Genomic DNA, 15637 nt, shown 5'->3' on the forward strand with positions numbered 1-15637 from the left:
TATATGAAATGGGAGATCACTCATGATCCGCGATGAAGGAATGTTGCAACAATTACTCTCGACGATTCGGGATTTTGTCAAAAATGAATTGATTCCAAGAGAACATGAAGTTGCTGAAAATGACCGTATTCCTGAAGATATTGTTCAGCAAATGCGTGAACTGGGCTTATTCGGTTTGACCATTCCAGAAGAATACGGCGGTTTAGGTATCACGATGGAAGAGGAAGTCAATGTTGCCTTTGAATTGGGTCATACTTCTCCTGCATTTCGTTCGTTAATTGGTACAAATAACGGCATTGGTTCAAGTGGTCTGATCATTGATGGTACTGAAGAGCAGAAACAAAAATATTTACCGCGTTATGCAAGCGGCGAAATTATTGGTTCTTTCTGTCTGACTGAACCAGAAGCGGGTTCTGATGCGGCATCTTTAAAAACAACTGCGGTAAAAGATGGCGATTTCTACGTTTTAAATGGTACTAAACGTTTTATTACCAATGCACCGCATGCTGCGACTTTTACAGTGATGGCACGTACTAATCCTGAAATTAAAGGTGCAAGTGGTATTTCTGCATTTTTGGTTGAAGCCAATACCCCAGGAATTACGCTCGGTAAAATTGATAAAAAAATGGGACAAAAAGGATCACATACTTGTGATGTGATTTTTGAAAACTGTCGTGTACCTGCTTCTGCATTAATCGGTGGGGTAGAAGGCGTAGGTTTCAAAACTGCAATGAAAGTTTTGGATAAAGGTCGTCTACACATTGGTGCATATAGCGTTGGTGTGGCAGAACGTATGCTGGATGATGCACTTCGTTATGCAGTAGAGCGTAAACAATTTGGTCAACCGATTGCAAACTTCCAATTGATTCAAGCCATGCTTGCAGACTCTAAAGCTGAAATCTATGCAGCCAAATGTATGGTTTTAGATGCTGCGCGTCGTCGTGATGAAGGTCAAAACATTAGCACTGAAGCATCTTGCGCAAAAATGTTTGCTACTGAAATGTGTGGTCGTGTAGCAGATCGCTGCGTACAGATTCATGGTGGCGTGGGTTATATCAGCGAATATTCAATTGAACGTTTTTATCGTGACGTTCGCTTGTTCCGTCTTTATGAAGGAACAACTCAAGTTCAACAAATCATTATTGCTAAAAATATGATTAAGGAAGTGACTGCTTAACTTCTGATCTTATATGACATGAGGCAATTGGATGCCTCATGTGTTTTTTGTCTGAGGAAATAGACATGACAACAGATACAATTACATCAAGTAATACAATACAGGCGATTCAAACGCCTAAAAAAATTTGGATTACTGCATTTATATTTGCTTTTCTTGCTTTGCTCTGTGACGGTGCTGACTTAGGATTTTTAGCATTAAGTTTGACCAGTCTTAAAACAGAGTTTCATCTTACTGGGGTTCAAGCCGGGACATTAGGTAGTTTAACTTTATTCGGTTCTGCAATCGGGGGATTGATCGGGGGATGGGCGTGTGACCGTTTTGGGCGCGTACGTATCATCGTATTCTTTATTGCTTACTCTTCAATTTTGACCTGTGCTTTAGGCTTTACTCATTCCTTTGAACAATTTGCGCTGGTGCGTGTTTTTGGTTCAATGGGCTTGGGCGCACTGTATATTGCCTGTAACGTTTTGATGTCTGAAATGGTACCGACCCGACATCGTACGACGGTTCTTGCAGCCTTAATGACAGGTTATACATTAGGTTCATTACTTGCGACTTTATTGGCTGGGCATATTATTCCAGATCATGGCTGGCGTTATCTTTATTGGTTAGCGATTACACCTATTGTTTTGTCTTTCTTTATGTATTTCATGGTGCCTGAACCAGAATCATGGAAAAAATCGCGTCAACTTCGTGCAGCACAAACCGAAGGCGGTATGAAAGCGGTTAAGCGTGAAAATCCATATCGTGAAATCTTTAAAGAAAAGAAACACGGCATCATGTTTTTGCTTTGGGTGGTGAGTACAGGTGCATTGCAGTTTGGCTATTACGGTGTCAGTAACTGGTTACCAGCATATCTTGAATCTGAACTCGGTATCAAATTCAAAGAAATGGCCATGTATATGGTGGGCACATTCATCATTATGATTTTTGCCAAAATCATTGCAGGTATGATTGCAGATCGTTTAGGGCGTCGTGCTGTATTTGCTTTTGGAACCATTGGGACTGCTTTATTTATCCCAGTCATTGTTTATCTCAATACGCCTACAAACATTCTTTGGTTAATGCTGTTCTTTGGTTTCCTTTACGGAATTCCTTATGCCATCAATGCAACTTATATGACGGAAAGTTTTCCAACGTCGATTCGTGGTACAGCAGTAGGTGGTGCATACAATGTTGGTAAAGTACTTTCTATTTTCTCTCCATTAACTATCGGTTATTTATCTCAAAGCGGCTCAATTGGTTTGGGGCTGTTGGTGATGGCCGCTGCATATTTTATCTGTGGTGTGATTCCACTGTTATTCATTAAAGACAGACTATTTAATCCACAAAAAGCGGATTAATGGTGCTATTCAGACTGGTGATGGATCACCAGTCTGTATTTAAAAATATTCAATATTTAAAAGTACAACAAATTCATCTAAATGAAATAGGTGGCAATATGAAAATGGAAGTTTTGGGTTTTGAGAAAGATACGGTGATTCAGACGCCAAAAAAAGTCTGGATGACTGCGTTTATATTTTGTTTTTTGGTGTTGCTGTGTGACGGAGCAGATATTGGGATTTTAGCTTTTACACTAACAAGTTTGAAAGCAGAGTTTGGTTTAACCAGTGTACAGGCAGGAGCACTCGGGAGCTGGTCTATTTTTGGAATGGCGATTGGTGGTTTGATTGGTGGATGGGCAAGTGATCGCTTTGGACGTGTACGCGTCATTGTCATTGCAACAGCGATGTTTGCCATTCTTTCTGCATGTACGGGTTTGGCGCAGTCTTATGAACAGATTGTTATTTTAAGAACCATTACCTGTCTGGGTTTAGGATCACTGTATATTGCATGTAATACGCTTATGTCGGAACTGGTCCCGACTAAATATAGAACCACTGTTCTGGCAACGCTCATGACTGGTTATACCTTAGGTTCATTGGTCATCACGGCTTTATCTGGATGGATTATTCCTGAGTTTGGCTGGCGAATGCTGTATTTCATTACCATTATTCCAATTGTATTTTCCATTTTGATGTTCTTTCTTGTTCCAGAGCCTGCCTCATGGAAAAAAGCACGTGCACTCAAGTTGGCAAACCCGCAAGCAGGTAAAGCACAAAAACTCGAAAATCCTTATGTCGCATTATTTAAAGATAAACAACACGGCAAGATGTTGATGTTATGGACATTTAGTTCTGGATTTTTATTGTTCGGTTATTTTGGCGTAAGTAACTGGCTGCCTTCATATTTAGAAGCAGAATTGGGAATCAAGTTTAAAGAAATGGCAATTTATATGATTGGGACTTTCCTGACCATGATGTTTGCCAAAGTGATCGCTGGTTTTGTCGCAGACAGAATTGGCCGTCGAATTGTATTTGCATTTGGAACAATGGGGACTGCGCTATTTATTCCAGTCGTTGTTTATTTCCATACGGCTGAAAATATTGGCTGGTTAATGCTAATTTTTGGATTTTTATACGGGATTCCTTATGCCATCAATGCCACCTATTTAACTGAAAGTTTTCCGACTTCAATTCGGGGAACTGCGGTAGGTGGTGCATTTAATATTGGAAGAATTGGTGCAATTTTTGCCCCGATCGCCATTGGTTATTTGGCAACCCATAACTCGATTGGTGCAGGTTTGTTGTTAATGGGAGTGGCCTACTTTTTATGTGGTTTGATTCCAACCTTATTTATCAAAGACAGATTATACGATCCGCAAAAGGCTGAGTAATGAATAGTTTACAAAAAGCTTTGTAAATGAAGACAGAAGGAATGAATTGATATGATTAATAAGATCACCAGTGATATTGAATCGGTCTTAAGAACGATTCCTGATGGTGCAACCATCATGACCAGTGGATTTGGTACTACTGGTCAACCAGAAGCTTTACTGGAAGCGCTTATTGATATTGCACCAAGAGAGCTGACCATTATCAATAATAATGCGTCTTCGGGTCCAAACGGTTTAACCAAATTATTTACGGCTGGACTGGTTAAAAAACTGGTTTGTTCGTTTCCAAAGTCTGTAAGTTCAACAGTTTTTCCTGACTTATATCGTGCTGGAAAAATTGAACTAGAACTTGTTCCACAGGGCAATCTGGCTTGCCGTATTCAGGCCGCAGGTGCAGGACTTGGGGCAGTATTTACTCCAACAGCTTACGGTACAAAGATTGCTGAAGGTAAAGAAACAAGAACCATCAATGGTAAAAACTATGTATTGGAATATCCATTACATGCCGATTTTGCTTTTATTTATGCGGACAAAGCCGATCGTTGGGGCAACCTGATTTATCGTAAAGCCGCGCGTAATTTTGGTCCAATTATGGCAAAAGCTGCAACGACCACGATTGTACAGGTCAATGATGTCGTGGAGCTGGGTAGTCTTGATCCTGAATGCATCATCACTCCAGGAATATTTGTACAGCACGTTGTCAAAGTAGGAGATATCAAATGACCATTCAAAAAAGAAGTCGTGAAGAAATTGCGGTAATTATCGCAAAAGATATTCCTGATGGTTCCTATGTAAATTTGGGGATTGGATTGCCGACCAATGTTGCCAAACATTTGCCTAAAGACAAGGAAATCTTTCTACATTCTGAAAATGGAGTATTGGCATTTGGCCCACCGCCAGCACCAGGTGAAGAAGATCCAGATTTAGTCAATGCGGGTAAAGAACTGGTAACTTTATTACCAGGTGGTTGTTTTATGCATCATGGTGATTCATTCGACATTATGCGTGGCGGACATTTGGATATCTGTGTATTGGGTGCATTTCAGGTTGCATTGAATGGTGATCTGGCGAATTGGCATACAGGTCGAGAAGATGATATCCCTGCGGTTGGTGGCGCAATGGATTTGGCAGTTGGTGCAAAACGTATTTTTGTTTATATGGAGCACACCACTAAAAAAGGTGAAGCCAAAATTGTGAATCAATTGAGTTATCCAATCACTGGAGAGCAATGTGTTGATCGAATTTACACTGATCTATGCATTATTGACTTAAAAGGTGGACAAGCACATGTGATTGAAATGGTTGAAGGTTTAACTTTTGATGAGTTGCAGGCTGTAACAGAATGTCCACTTGTGGATGCTCGAATTTAAATTTTACTTTAGTACTTCAAAATAGCTTGTATATGAAAATTCGGATGTTCAGGGGCATATACAAGTTGATTGATTAATCTCTATCTTTAAGGAATAAAGATGAAAAAACTTATTTTAGCTGCGGCTTGTGCCACGGCTTCTGGGGCGCTTTTTGCAAATTCTGTAGAAAGTACGACTGAGCAACGAATAAATGCGCTTGAAGCAGAATTACAGCGTTTAAAAACTGAGCTTGAGCTGCAAAAAACCAATCAGCAAAAAATATTGGCTACCAATGCCGAATTAGCTGAGAAAAAAACCGTGCAATCTTCTGATTCTTCAGCAAAAACAGATAAGGCCATTCCACCTTCATGGGTTACTTGGACTGATAATGTTAAGGTCTACGGAATTGCACGTTTAGATGCGGCTGTTGATTTTCAATCCTCACCAGATACGGGGGGGCGTACAACAAGCAGTATTTATAAAGCACCTTTTGAAAATGATAAACGTGCCAATCATCCGCGTTCAGATGCGATGATTAATGCCAGCCGTTTAGGTGTTTACTTCACTAGCCCAGATAAAAAAGTGACGGGTAATATTGAAGCCGATTTCTTTGATAGCTCGACAATGGGAACTGGCGATGGCAAGTTCCGTATTCGACATGCGTTCTTTACTTATAAAGACTGGACGTTTGGTCAGACTTGGTCACTGATGTCAAATATGGAAACCCGTACAGAATCAGTCGACTATACCCAATTTATGGGAACCTCATATACACGTTTGCCACAAGTACGCTATGACTGGAAAATTGATAACAATCATGATTTAAAAGTTGCACTTGAATATACAAGCTCACGGGTTTCTGCTTTTCCATCTTTAACAGGACGATATACCTATAAAGAAGGTCCGTTGCTTGTGCTTGCCCAAGGTTTCGTCAACGAAAAATCAGTCGATGTCGGCAGAGATGATGTTAAAAAAGTCAGTTGGGGAGCTGGTGGTGGTTTGAAATATCAAATTACGCCAAAACAGTCCTTACAGGCAAACTATCAGCATATTGTTGGTGATCAGAAATTTATGCCATATACCACTCAAAATGGTTTGGCCAATGCTGCAAGCTTAAATGCATCAGGCGATTTCTCATTAAATAAAGACAAAACTGATTTGGTGATGAATACACTGGATTCATTTAATATTGGTTATACCTATAAGTTTAATGAGCAATGGCGTACCAACTGGTCTGCTTCAATCTTTAAATATGATGACAGTAGTGACTATGCTGAATTAAATCAGGATGCCAATGATCGTTTAACCGATTATGCAGCTAACTTATTTTATAGTCCAACAGCGCAAATGGATTTTGGTGTGGAATATCATCTAGGTGAGCGCAAAGTATTTGATGGCAGAACGGCTGACATTTCGCGTGTCAACTTTGTATCGATGTATAAATTTTAAAATCAGCATTTGAGTAAAAAATGTCTAACATGATTCAATCCAGTACAGAACATATGGATATGTCTAAAAGTCTGGTATTTATACTTGCAATGACTTGCGGTATTTGTGCTGGATCGAATTATTATAATCAACCACTGATTTATTCAATCGCAGATGCTCTGGGAGTCAATCCAGATCAAGCCGCACTGGTGATCGTAATTGGTCAACTGTCTTATGCGCTAGGTTTGTTTGTATTGGTTCCTATGGGAGATTTTTTTGAAAAAAGGTCATATATTGTTTTACTGATGATCTGTACAGGTTTGGCTCAAATGGGGCTTTCTTTTAGCCCCAATTTGACGACTTTGTATAGCTTGACCTTTCTTTCCACATTCTTTTCAGTTTCTACTCAGGTTCTCGTTCCATTTGCCGCAGGTCTAGCAACACCTCAAAAAAGCCCACAAGTCGTGGGAACCTTGATGAGTGGCTTGTTCATGGGAATTTTGTTAGCCCGTTCGATTGCAGGACTGATTTCGACGATCTGGACGTGGCATGCTGTTTATTTATTAAGTGGTTTTATTATTCTTCTGTTTGCCTCGATTGTCTGGTTTAAACTTCCAGTTGCTAAAAAGACAGTCAAATTAAAGGTCTGGCAAATCTACGCATCATTATTTACTTTAGCAGTTCATGAACCACATCTCATACGTCGCGGATTAGTGGGCGGTATTGGTTTTGGTATTTTGGCGCTGATTTTTACCACCATGACATTCTTACTGGCCAATGCACCTTATCATTTTAATGACTTTCAAATAGGACTCTTTGGAATAGTTGGTCTGGCAGGAGTATTTGCAACACCGTGGGCAGGTAAAAAAATTGCACATCAGCAGGAAAATATCACGGCTCTGATTAGTCTGAGTTTGCTTATTCTGGCTTGGATTCCCTTATTTTTTGCGCAGAAATTTTTGATCTTATATGCAGTTGGTGTGATTTTAGCCTACTTTGGCTTATCTGCTTTACATGTACTTAATCAAAATCTGGTCTATCGTATTTCTGCACAAGCACGATCTCGAATTAATTCAATTTATATGACCCTGTATTTTGGTGGAGCAGCATTAGGTTCTTTTATTGCAGTTTATACATGGAAACATTCTGGTTGGATTGCCTGTGCCAGTATTGGTTTGGGCATGGCAATTATTAGCTTTGTAATTGATCGTTATGATTTTTATAAAATGAGACAACCTCATGACAGAAGATTAAGTCACTAAGACTTAATCTTCTAAGGGTTTATTTGCGGATGATCATAAATGTCGCTGAAGCAAATGCATAAATTTTTCCATTGTCATCCACAATTTTACCTTCAGTGGTAATGATATTTCGACCTGCATTAATCAATTCACCATGCGCATAGTAAGCCGTATCTGTTTGCATTGGCCGAATCATTTTGACATTTAAATCAATCGTTCCGTAACCAACATTGGCTTCAAGTACGGAATGCGCTGCACCGCCCGTTGCTGTATCTAACGCAGTCGCGCAAAAACCACCATGTACACCCCCTTGAACATTTAAATGAGTGTTATTGGGTGTCACTTTATAGATCACTTTACCTTTTGAGGCTTCAATCAACTGCATGGGAAGCGTTTGTGCCATTGGGGAAGACGATACTTCGCCATTTTTGAGTGCGGTTAAAAACTCTAAACCTGTTTGCATGATTCATCCTTGCTGTAAAACATGAAAAATACCTTACTATAAAAATAGGATTTTCGGAATAAAATTTTGCATAACAAAAATTAAATTTCTATTAAATAAATAGGTTTAATTTAAAAAATTCATAACATTTTGTATTTTATTATTTAATTATATTTAAATTTATTTTTGGACTAAGAACCATGAAAAATTAAAGTCAATAAAATTGAAATTTGCAGAAATAAATTTTGCAATATGGAATTATTTTAGATATTTTTAACCTATGAGGAGAATAAATTTTGAGAAACTTAAAACATGCTTTTAAGTTGAATAGAAAATCAAGGAAATAGGATATGCCTGTATATAAAGCCCCACAGCGTGATATGCAATTCGTTTTACACGAGATGTTAGAAGTTGAAGAAAACTATCAACAGTTTCCAAAATATGCAGATCAATTTAGTCGCGATTTGATCAATCAGTATTTAGAAGCCGCAGCCGATTTTTGTGAAAATGAAATTGCTCCGATCAACCAAAGTGGTGATCATGAAGGCTGTCATTTTGAACACGGCAAAGTCACCACGCCAAAAGGTTTTAAAGAAGCCTATCAGAAATATGTCGAATTAGGTTTTACCTCACTGACGGCTGATCCAGTTTATGGGGGGCAGGGTATGCCTACTTTGTTGCGGATCGCTATTTCTGAAATGTTATGCGCGTCGAACTGGTCGTGGGCAATGTATCAGGGACTTTCACATGGTGCGATGCGGACATTGGAGCATCATGGAACTGAACAACAAAAGCAAACTTTCTTGACCAAATTGATAGCAGGAATCTGGACAGGCACCATGTGTTTAACCGAATCGCATGCAGGTTCAGATTTAGGTTTGATTCGGACTAAGGCAGAACCTCAGGCAGATGGCAGTTACGCGATCACAGGCGAGAAAATCTTTATCTCAGCAGGTGAGCACGATCTGGCTGAAAATATTGTGCATATTGTTCTGGCTCGTTTGCCTAATGCACCATTAGGGACCAAAGGCATTACGTTATTTATTGTGCCCAAGTTTAATGTTGATGACTCCGGTAACATTCAAGATCGTAATCAGGTGGTGTGTAGCGCGATTGAACACAAAATGGGAATTCATGGCAATGCGACCTGCGTGATGAATTTCGATGCGGCCAAAGGTTATCTGATTGGCCCTGAAAATCGTGGTTTAAATTGCATGTTTACCTTTATGAATACTGCGCGTATTGGTACAGCAGTACAAGGCTTGGCAGCATCTGAAATTGCTTTTCAAGGGGCGCTCGGCTATGCCAAAGAACGTTTAGCCATGCGCGCACTCACAGGCGCTAAACAACCTGCGCAAAATGCAGATCCAATTATTGTACATCCCGCTGTGCGTAGTATGTTGATGACCCAAAAAGCATTTGCTGAAGGTGGACGTGCCTTGGCATATTTTCTGGCACAACACGCAGATATTGTTGAAAGCTCAAGCAATGAAGCGCAAAAAAAATTATCAGATGAATTACTGGCATTTTTGACACCGATTGCCAAAGCATTTTTAACTGAATCAGGCAATGAATCTGCCAAACATGGTGTTCAGATTTTTGGTGGTCATGGTTTTATAGTTGAACATGGCATGGAACAAATTGTTCGAGATGCACGTATTTCTACGCTTTATGAAGGCACCACAGAAATTCAGTCACTCGATTTACTGGCGCGTAAAGTACTCAAATCAGAAAGCAAGTTGCTTAAAAACATGACTGATTTAATTGATCAGTTTGTTGAGGAAAATCAGTCCAATTCAAGTTTAAAAACTTATCTGGATCAATTGTCTAAACTTAAAAACGAATGGCAGGAGATTACCAAGCATATTGCAGTTAAAGCACAGCATAATCCAGAGGAAATCGGAGCAGCCTCAGTCGATTATTTATATTACTCAAGTTATATCGTTTTTGCCTATTTGTGGGCGCGTATGGCAAAAGTTGCGCAACAAAAACTGGATCAAGGCACCACTGAACAGAAGTTCTATCAGGCTAAACTTAAAACTGCACAATTCTTTTATGACAAGTTATTAAATCGAACTCAGCAGCATGCAGCCTCGATTAAAACGGGCGCTGAATCAGTGATGGCGCTAGATGCAGAAGATTTCTTTTTTTAATCAATGATAAACGAGGAGAAGGCGAACATAAAACCATCTCCTCAAACAAGAGTATTGAATATGGATTTTCAACATATTTTGACACATGTCGAGCAACGTGTTGCCTATTTAACGCTGAATCGACCTGAAGTGCTCAATAGTTTTAATGAACAGATGCATCAGGAAGTGGCTCAGATTTTGGCCGAATGGGAAACCTCTGAACAGATCAAAGTGATTGTGATTTCAGGTATGGGCAAAGGCTTTTGTGCAGGGCAAGATTTATCTGCGCGAAAACCTGAAGTCATCGAAGATCCCAACTATGATGCTGGTGCATCTTTAGATCGTTATTACAATCCTTTGATTTTAAAAATTGCCAATATGCCTAAAGTGGTTGTTGCAGCAGTCAATGGCGTTGCGGCTGGTGCTGGTGCCAATATAGCATTGGCATGCGATATTGTGGTTGCCAAGCAGTCCGCTTCATTTATACAGTCATTTTCTAAAGTAGGTTTAATTCCTGATGCAGGTGGGACTTGGATTTTACCGCGTTTGGTGGGTCATGCCAGAGCAAAAGCGCTGATGTTGCTTGGAAATAAACTATCGGTCGATAAGGCCTTAGAATGGGGCATGATTTGGGAGGTTTATCCAGATGATGCTTTTCAGCAGCAAGTCAATGCATTGGCTGAGACTTTAGCGATGCAACCTTCGTCATTCATGAAACTCATTAAAAAAGCCTTAAATCTTTCGCAGCAAAACGCCCTACAACAACAGCTTGATCTTGAGCGAGATTTGCAACGTGAGGCAGGCAAATCATCAAATTATAAAGAAGGCGTGCAGGCATTTATGCAAAAACGTCAGCCCAACTTCGATTAAACTTAAAACGATTTGTGACACCCAATACATGCAAAGGATGCAATCATGTCAAGTTTACAACAACAAGTTTCAGCCAATGAATGGGCTGCCAGATGTCAATTAGCAGCTTTATATCGTTTAATTGCGTATTATCGCATGACCGATTTAATCGACACCCATATTAGTTTACGTGTACCCGATGAGGAAGGTCATTTTTTAATTAACCAATATGGTATTCCTTTTGAAAAAATGACGGCGTCTCATTTAGTAAAAATCGACTATAACGGCAATATTATCGATGAACATGATCAGGGAAAAATGGTCAATGTGGCAGGATTTGTCATTCATTCAGCCATTCATTCGGCACGTCAAGATTTACATTGTGTCATTCATACCCATACCGCTGATGGAATTGCGGTATCTGCACAAAAGCAGGGATTATTGCCGATCTCGCAACATGCCTTAAAGTTTTATAACAAAATCAGCTATCACGACTATGAAGGCGTTGCCTTGTTAACCGAAGAGCGCGAACGTTTAGTTCAGGATTTTGGGCAAAATCGTGTCATGATTTTGCGTAATCATGGTTTGTTGGCAGCAGGTGATAGTGTGCAGCGAGCTTTCCATGAAATTTACTTTTTAGAACGCGCTTGTCAGGCACAAATCAAAGCACTAGCTGGTGGTTGTGAGTTAAATATTCCGAGTCAACAGGTTTGTGAACATACTTCAGCACAATTTGAATCCAAAGGCATTGAGCGAATTATTGCAAATGCATGGCATGCTGCATTGTCATTGATTGAACAACAAAAAGAGGAATACTGTTCATGATCGTGATTGCAACCACTGTTCCCAAAGTACAAAAATGGCTTGAAGATGCATTGGCTGAATATGCACCGCAAGAGGCTTATTGTCTGGCACATAGCGAACAAGCTCAACAGGCAACTACCGCAATTTCGTGGTTTCCAGATCTGGATTATCTGGAAACATTGCCAAATCTAAAGCTGATTCATTCTATGGCGGCGGGTGTTGAGCATTTAAATCTAAAACGCATAGGTGACCGTTATGCGGTATGCCGTGTCGTCGATGAATCTCATCAAAAAGGCATGTACGATTATTTGCAATGGTGCGTGCTGTACTATCAGCGTTTTTTTGATGTTTTGATCGCTCAGCAACTACAGCAACGCTGGAAACAACCGCCACAAAAAACCAGTGCAGATGTCAAAATCGGCATTATGGGCTTAGGGCAAATGGGCGGTTATATTGCTGAAAAATTTGCAAAGCTAGGTTATCAGGTTTCAGGTTGGTCGCGTAGTTTAAAGCAAATTGAAGGGGTAACTTGCTTTGCAGGTGATGCACAAAGACAGGATTTTCTTGCTCAAAGTGAAATTTTGATTAACTTGCTTCCTTTGACTGAAGATAATGTTGGTCTATTAAATACTGAATTGTTTCAACAGCTTCCTAAAGGAGCCTGTATAATTAATTGTGGTCGTGGACAACATCTAAACGAACAGGATTTAATTGCAGCACTGGATTCAGAGCAATTACGTGGTGCAATTTTAGATGTATTTGCAAAAGAACCTTTGGCACAAGATCACGTTTTTTGGCAACATCCTAAAGTGTTGGTTACGCCCCATGTTGCTTCACACGCACCTTGGTCGGCTGTCATTGGACAAATTCTTGAAAATGATCATCGTGTGCAGCAGGGCTTAGCTTTAGTCAATGAAGTGAATGTCATGAAAGGCTATTAAATTTGGCTGTTATCACAATGAAATAAGATGAATGTTAAGCATTCATCTTATTTAAGAGCCATTTTACAAGCTTTATGTCATTTCCACGGTTTTAGATTGCGCTAAAATATCTGTAGCTTGTTCAATAAAATGTTTGAGATTACCACTCCAGCTTTGTGGTTTATTGGCGATGAGATACGTATTAATTTCACCAATTTGCTCATCGATATCAAAAAACTGTAGCGTATCTTTATAGGATGACTTTTCAATATATGAACGTGGCAATATGGCGTAACCCATACCCAAATGCACACAACTTAAGATGGCATCCAGATTGCCCATTTCAGTGAGTTGTGACGGGGGTAAATCATAACCCTGTAAAAAAGACTCAATGCTTTTTCGATAAAAACAACCCTGACGGATCGCAAGAAAAGGCGTATTTAATAAAACCTTCTTATCTGGAAATGCATGGACTTCTTTAGGACAAATCAAAACTAAATGTTCCGTCCATGCCAGAAGATTATAAAAATCAGGCAGCACTTGCGAACTGGCAATAAAAGCACAGTCAAGATCGCCCTTATAAACGCGGTCAATCAATTCACGTGTTGTACCCGTATTTAAGTGAAGTCTTAATTCAGGCAGTTGTGAAAGTACGTCTTTAAATAACTGGGGTAGACGCGTTGCAGCAGTGGTTTCCATACTCCCAATTTTTAATGGAACGTCATGGCATAATGTTTGATCAGAAAAATGAAATTTAGCTTGTTGATGTAGCTCAATCATTTGCTCTGCATAATGGCGTAACTGTTGACCTGCACTGGTGGGGCGAATCGGAGATTGACGCGACAATAATTCGCAGTTTAATTCATCTTCAAGCTTTTTTATATGATTAGTAATATTCGATTGCACCGTATGCAAATGCGTTGCTGCATGGGAAAAACTACCACATTCCACGACTTTTAAAAAAATTTCCAAAGACTTTAATTGCATTATTTTTCTCTCAGAGTTTCATCTCAAAACTTAAACTATCGCAAAAATACTATCTCAAAATAAGATACTAGCTATCACTATAAATCATTTTACCAGATATAAATAATCCGCTTTAATCTATTTAACTTAAACAGAGATTGGTCAATGCAAAATACATCCAGATTGTTTTGGGTGGCATTTCTATCAACGTGCCTAGGGATTGGGTTGTTTAGATTTTCATATACCTCCTTGATGCCACTTTTAGTTGAACAAAAATGGTTTACTGCATCATTTGCCAGTTATTTAAGTAGTGCAAATTTATTGGGCTATCTCATCGGGGCATTATTGGCCCATGCTGCCTCGCGTTATATCCAAGATAAAAAATTAATTAGTATCAGTGCATTTCTAGGCTCTTTAAGCCTTTTACTTTGTGCAATTCATGGTTTACCTGAGTTTTTATATATTGTTTTTCGATTATTTTCAGGAATTGCAGGTGCGACTTTAATGGTGCTTGCCCCAAGCTACGCGCTAAGACGGGTAGAGCCTGAAATACGACAGCGGCTCAGTATGGTGGCATTTAGTGGGATAGGAGCGGGGGTAGTGATTTCAACATTTATTGTGCCTTATGCTGCCAAAATCAATGTTGGATTAGGATGGTTATTTCTGGGTGTTCTAAGCTTGATCTTTAGTTTTGTCATTTTTATTGGTTTACAAGGGCAACAAAAGACGTTACAGACTCAGCAGACATACCAGTCAGGCATTTCTTTAGCACCCAAATACGTTCAAATGGCTGGGCTAATCATTGCTGCTTACGCTTTAAGTGCAATTGCCTATATTCCACATAGTTTGTTTTGGATCGATTTTATACAACATGAATTACATCAAAGTGTTCAATTTGCCAATCAGCAGTGGGCATTTTATGGAATAGGCTCGATGTTAGGAGCAGTATTTGCTTTTTATTGCAGTAAACATTGGCAGATTTCGGGTGCTTTATGGCGTTGTTATTTACTTTATAGCCTTGCCATTTTTATTCCAGTTTATTTTCACCATTTTTATAGCTTAGCACTTTCTTCTTTTTTAACAGGTTTATTAAATCCTGCTGTGGTTTCCCTTAGTTCAAGTGCTTTATTGAACATATTAGGTACTCAAAATCACCAATCCGCATGGAGTATTGCAACCGCAGCATTTGCAACGGCACAGCTTGTAGGTGGTTTGCTGATTAGCTTTTTACATACAAGTGGTGTCATTTACCCACATTTGTTTTTTCTTGGCGCAATGATGATGAGCCTTGGCTTTGTGTGTAGCGTATGTTTTTACATGATTCAGAAACTAAATTCGAGTCAACTGAAGGGGGAAGGTTAATGCATTATTTTCTAGGAACTTTACGTATCATTGTAATATTAGTCATTGCGATGATCTTTCTTATCGCTTTAACAGCATGGGATGATTTTTTTGCCCCTCAACGCCATTTTAGCAATCATCTCGAACATTTTATGCAATAAAAATGCACATGTAAGATATGTAAATAATGAATCTTCATTTTGCCTAGAGTGTCGGTATTAAATGAAGATTCACATAAACTATCTAAATGTATTTCATCGCTTGAATGT

The 15637-nt window shown here is 39.3% G+C and carries 14 protein-coding genes; 12 read left to right on the forward strand and 2 right to left on the reverse strand.

Translation table 11 applies throughout. The features are described 5' to 3' along the window. The first annotated feature begins 22 nt into the window (after positions 1 to 22). From F944_RS04935 to F944_RS04965, 7 genes are all read left to right on the forward strand, one after another. The gene (locus F944_RS04935) at positions 23 to 1177 is read left to right on the forward strand and encodes an acyl-CoA dehydrogenase family protein (protein WP_004987660.1); all 1155 of its coding nucleotides are present in this window, start codon (positions 23 to 25) and stop codon (positions 1175 to 1177) included. 65 nt (positions 1178 to 1242) lie between these two features. Further along, on the forward strand, positions 1243 to 2523 hold the full coding sequence (locus tag F944_RS04940; protein ID WP_004987661.1) for an MFS transporter: 1281 nt from the start codon (positions 1243 to 1245) through the stop codon (positions 2521 to 2523). A 98-nt stretch (positions 2524 to 2621) separates the two neighbouring features. Next, a complete protein-coding gene (locus F944_RS04945) occupies positions 2622 to 3896 on the forward strand; it encodes an MFS transporter (protein WP_026039979.1) in 1275 nt (424 codons plus the stop codon). Between the two features lie 51 nt (positions 3897 to 3947). Next, positions 3948 to 4619 (forward strand): 3-oxoacid CoA-transferase subunit A, encoded by a 672-nt coding sequence (locus F944_RS04950; protein WP_004987665.1) that lies wholly within the window; start codon positions 3948 to 3950, stop codon positions 4617 to 4619. After that, entirely contained in the window at positions 4616 to 5266 is a 651-nt protein-coding gene (locus tag F944_RS04955; RefSeq protein ID WP_004987666.1) for a 3-oxoacid CoA-transferase subunit B, read from the forward strand. Before F944_RS04950 ends, F944_RS04955 begins: the two co-directional genes overlap by 4 nt. Before the next feature lie 99 nt (positions 5267 to 5365). Further along, the gene (gene dcaP / locus F944_RS04960) at positions 5366 to 6694 is read left to right on the forward strand and encodes an outer membrane trimeric porin-like protein DcaP (RefSeq protein WP_004987672.1); all 1329 of its coding nucleotides are present in this window, start codon (positions 5366 to 5368) and stop codon (positions 6692 to 6694) included. A 29-nt stretch (positions 6695 to 6723) separates the two neighbouring features. Further along, positions 6724 to 7935 carry an MFS transporter gene (locus F944_RS04965; RefSeq protein WP_373869225.1) on the forward strand — a complete coding sequence of 404 codons (1212 nt, stop codon included), beginning with the start codon at positions 6724 to 6726 and terminating at the stop codon, positions 7933 to 7935. A gap of 19 nt (positions 7936 to 7954) precedes the next feature. On the opposite strand, the gene F944_RS04970 is transcribed toward F944_RS04965, so the two are convergent. Further along, a complete protein-coding gene (locus tag F944_RS04970) occupies positions 7955 to 8377 on the reverse strand; it encodes a PaaI family thioesterase (RefSeq protein WP_004987676.1) in 423 nt (140 codons plus the stop codon). Positions 8378 to 8706: 329 nt separating this feature from the next. Here F944_RS04970 and F944_RS04975 point away from each other — a divergent pair, with 329 nt between their 5' ends. Genes F944_RS04975 through F944_RS04990 form a run of 4 tightly spaced genes read left to right on the forward strand, consistent with a single transcriptional unit; the run spans position 8707 to position 13082 of the window. Then, positions 8707 to 10509, forward strand: a complete 1803-nt coding sequence (locus F944_RS04975; RefSeq protein ID WP_004987679.1) for an acyl-CoA dehydrogenase C-terminal domain-containing protein — start codon at positions 8707 to 8709, stop codon at positions 10507 to 10509. A gap of 60 nt (positions 10510 to 10569) precedes the next feature. Further along, complete coding sequence (gene paaG, locus F944_RS04980) at positions 10570 to 11358, forward strand: 2-(1,2-epoxy-1,2-dihydrophenyl)acetyl-CoA isomerase PaaG (protein WP_004987682.1); 789 nt, start codon at positions 10570 to 10572, stop codon at positions 11356 to 11358. 45 nt (positions 11359 to 11403) lie between these two features. After that, positions 11404 to 12162, forward strand: a complete 759-nt coding sequence (locus F944_RS04985) for a class II aldolase/adducin family protein (protein WP_004987683.1) — start codon at positions 11404 to 11406, stop codon at positions 12160 to 12162. Beyond that, positions 12159 to 13082, forward strand: coding sequence for a 2-hydroxyacid dehydrogenase (locus tag F944_RS04990; protein ID WP_004987684.1), 924 nt, complete (start codon positions 12159 to 12161; stop codon positions 13080 to 13082). Before F944_RS04985 ends, F944_RS04990 begins: the two co-directional genes overlap by 4 nt. Before the next feature lie 72 nt (positions 13083 to 13154). On the opposite strand, the gene F944_RS04995 is transcribed toward F944_RS04990, so the two are convergent. After that, positions 13155 to 14048 (reverse strand): LysR family transcriptional regulator, encoded by an 894-nt coding sequence (locus tag F944_RS04995; RefSeq protein ID WP_004987687.1) that lies wholly within the window; start codon positions 14046 to 14048, stop codon positions 13155 to 13157. Positions 14049 to 14192: 144 nt separating this feature from the next. Here F944_RS04995 and F944_RS05000 point away from each other — a divergent pair, with 144 nt between their 5' ends. Beyond that, positions 14193 to 15389 (forward strand): YbfB/YjiJ family MFS transporter, encoded by a 1197-nt coding sequence (locus F944_RS05000; protein WP_004987688.1) that lies wholly within the window; start codon positions 14193 to 14195, stop codon positions 15387 to 15389. Positions 15390 to 15637: the final 248 nt, after the last annotated feature.

Origin of the sequence: Acinetobacter ursingii DSM 16037 = CIP 107286 (assembly GCF_000368825.1) — a bacterium.
GTDB lineage: Bacteria > Pseudomonadota > Gammaproteobacteria > Pseudomonadales > Moraxellaceae > Acinetobacter > Acinetobacter ursingii.